The organism is Actinoallomurus acaciae, from assembly GCF_042429965.1.
Lineage (GTDB): Bacteria > Actinomycetota > Actinomycetes > Streptosporangiales > Streptosporangiaceae > Actinoallomurus > Actinoallomurus acaciae.
On the sequence record NZ_JBHLZP010000764.1, the window covers coordinates 1 to 2,995 of the forward strand.

The 2,995-nt window shown below is 72.6% G+C and carries 2 protein-coding genes; one reads left to right on the forward strand and one right to left on the reverse strand.

Features of this window, described 5'->3' with window-relative positions; all coding sequences use genetic code 11:
- The coding region (locus ACFFNX_RS46585; RefSeq protein WP_378212787.1) for a DUF2207 domain-containing protein at positions 1-654 on the reverse strand (654 nt) is incomplete at its 3' end.
- A 211-nt stretch (positions 655-865) separates the two neighbouring features.
- On the opposite strand from ACFFNX_RS46585, the gene ACFFNX_RS46590 reads away from it, so the two are divergent.
- Positions 866-2,818, forward strand: coding sequence for a DUF6461 domain-containing protein (locus ACFFNX_RS46590; RefSeq protein WP_378212788.1), 1,953 nt, complete (start codon positions 866-868; stop codon positions 2,816-2,818).
- The last annotated feature ends 177 nt before the right edge of the window (positions 2,819-2,995 follow it).

Sequence of the window (2,995 nt, forward strand, 5' to 3'; positions counted from 1 at the left end):
CGAACCCCGTGGAAGCCCGACGCGGACGGTGAGCCCGGCGAGGCCGGGCAGTCCGGTGGCGGCGAAGGTCGCGGTGGTGCCCGCCGACGTCGCCCGCTCGCACGGCGCCGTGTCGTGTTCGGCGCCCGCGGCGCAGGTCACGCCCTGGACGGGGGCGGGCGAGCGTACGGTCACGCCGGCGCGCGTGATCGGGACGTTCCAGTCGGCTCCGATCGCGTTCCAGCTCAGGAGGATCCCGGAGTCGTCGCGGGTCACCGCGCCGTCGACGTCGTAGTCGATCGCGTAGGTCGGGGTGACGGTCCGGTGCTGATCGCCGATGCGCAGCTTCTCCGTGCCGTCGTCCTCGCGGAGCGTCAACGCGCCCGCGGGGCCGGGCGGGCTGGTCACGCGGAACCCGCTGAACCGCAGAACCCGGTCGTGGCGCACGTCGTAGCGCATGCGCTCGGGGATCCAGCGCTCGATGCCGTGCCGCCCCGGTCCGGGGGCGAAGGTGTACCGGATCCGCTCGGCCACGTGCAGGCGCCCGTCGGGCTCGATGGTGAGGACGACGGCGTAGTCGTCGATGCGCTCGGCCGCCTCGTCCAATGCGCGGGCATGGGCCGGCACGCTCGTCGCCGACAGAAGAAACGCGACCGAGGCGACCTGTCCGATCATCGGCCACCTGCCTGTCTTCGAGATACGGCGCGGACCGCTCGGTCTCCCCCTTTCAACGCCAAACCGGAAAACCGGTTGATCATCGTACGCCGTGGTCGATTCGGGGGAGACGACACCGGCGCATGAACCGTTCTCCCCTCCTCTCCGTATGCGGAATTAACCACATGAATGGGCGTCGCCGTCTTTCCACCGACGTGAAGTGGAGATATCTGTGCAGGAATTGATCCAGTTCAATCGGCTTCGCGACGGTGAGTCGCTCACCTCGCCGTCCGGCCGGTTCGTGCTGCGGTACGACGCCGACGGCGTCGCGACCGTGACGGACGAGAGCGTCGGAGAGGTCCGGTGGCGGGCCGGGGAGCCGGACCGGCCGGTCGCGGGGCGGCTGCTCCTCGGGATCGGCGGGGCGGTCCAGGTCGAGGCTCCCGACGACGGCCACGAGCTCATCTGGCGTTCCGGCTACGCGGCGCCGGAGGCCCGCTCGCTCGTCCTCACCGACGACGGCGACTTCGAGCTTCTCGACGGGCAACGCGTGCGGTTGATGAACTCGCGCACCGGCCCGGTGGAGTCGGCGGCCCTGGGCGACGCGGCGCCCGTCGCCGCGATCACCGGCGACCGTTACCTGCTGCGGGAAGGCGGGAAGAGGCGCCACACCGTGGCCCGCAACCCCGACGGCTCGCTGCAGGTCAGCATGAGCGCGCGCGGCTACGGCTGGAGCCACACGCTGCTGGTCCCGCTGGTCCAGTGGATGGAGCAGCAGCCGGACACGCTCCTGACCTGGCGGATCCTCCCGTACGGCGACCGCAAGACGCGGGACCTGTGCCTGGTGGACACCGAGGGGGAAACGCTCTGGCGCGACTACATGCGCGACCTGTCGGCGGCGCCCCCGCCGGCCCACCCGCACGTGTACGGCGGCCCGGAGCTGGGCCGTGGCGGGCGGCTGCGGCACCAGTCGCTCACCTCGATCTCGGGCGTCTACACCCTCGTGCACCAGGACGACGGGAACCTGGTGCTGTATTACAACCCGGAGCACCGGGCGGTCTGGGCGACGGACACGTGGTGGGCCGGCGACGGCTGGACCGACCTGACCGAGGACGGCGAACTCGTCGTCCGCAACCTGTGCGGGGGACCGGTCTGGCGGTCGGGCACGGCGGGCTCGGGCGCGCAGTGGCTCGTCGTCGACGATGAGGGCGGCATCGCGCTCCTCGACGACGCGGGTACCGCGGTCTGGGAGGTCAGGACCGGGCCGCACCCTCCGGCGCCGGTGGCCGACGTGGCGCGGGGCTCGGTGCTGCGGCGCGGCGAGACGCTGCGGCGGCAGTCCCTCACCTCCGCCGACGGCGGCACGGTGCTGGCCCATCGCGACGACTGCCGGATCGTGCTGTACGGCGAGGACGGACGCTGGCTCTGGGACGGCTACTACGGGGGCGACCGCCGTACGCAGCTCACGCTCGACGACGACGGCATGCTCCGCGTACGCGCCGACGACGGTTCCCCGGTGCTGGACCTGGGCGGGCCGGGCGACGAACTGGTCGTGGAGCGCGAGAGCGTCGTGCTGCGCCGCGAGGACGGAACCGTCGTCTGGCGCGACGGTGGGCAGGTCTCGCAGGCGGAAGAGCCGGGCGAGGATCACACCGCGTGGCTGACGCGGCTGAACGACGAGGCGTACTGCGTGACCGTCATCCACGACGTCGAGCCGGACGAGGCGCTGCGGCGCCTCGGCGCCCAGCCGTCGCAGGTCACCACCGGCACGTGGTCCGACCTGCTGGAGCGCTCCGACCTGGAGGAGGCCGAGCCGAACACGGCCGTGGCCGCCTTCGCGCTCGGCCCGCACACGCTGCTCGTGGAGGACAACGGGTGGCGGGCGGTCAACGAACCGGGCCTCTCGGCGGGAACCTTCGCGGTGTCCAGCTACATGAGCATCAACGCCGACTTCGCGTTCCTCGTCTACCGCGACGGCGAGACGGTCGATGACCTCGGGGAGAGCGGCGACGGGGAGGCGAACTCGCCCGAGGCGCGGCGCGCGCTGGAGGAGATGGGCGCCGAGGACGTTCTGGACACCGCGTTCGAGCACGACATCGAGTTGCTGTGCCGCGTCGCGGGTGTCCGGCCGACGGTCGCCGACGTGAGCGGCACCGCCCGGCTGGCCATCCTCGACGAGGAGTAGCCGCCCGCGTAACCCACGGACCGGCGTGGCTCACGGACCGTCGGAAACGGCCTCTCCGTCGTCCTCACGCCCGGCCGGGCGCCAGTGGCGGGCCCGGCCACGCGGGATGACCACGGCGGCGGCGGCCACCAGCGCCACGAGGCCGCCGCCCGCAGCCGCGACGATCAGCGCGCGGCT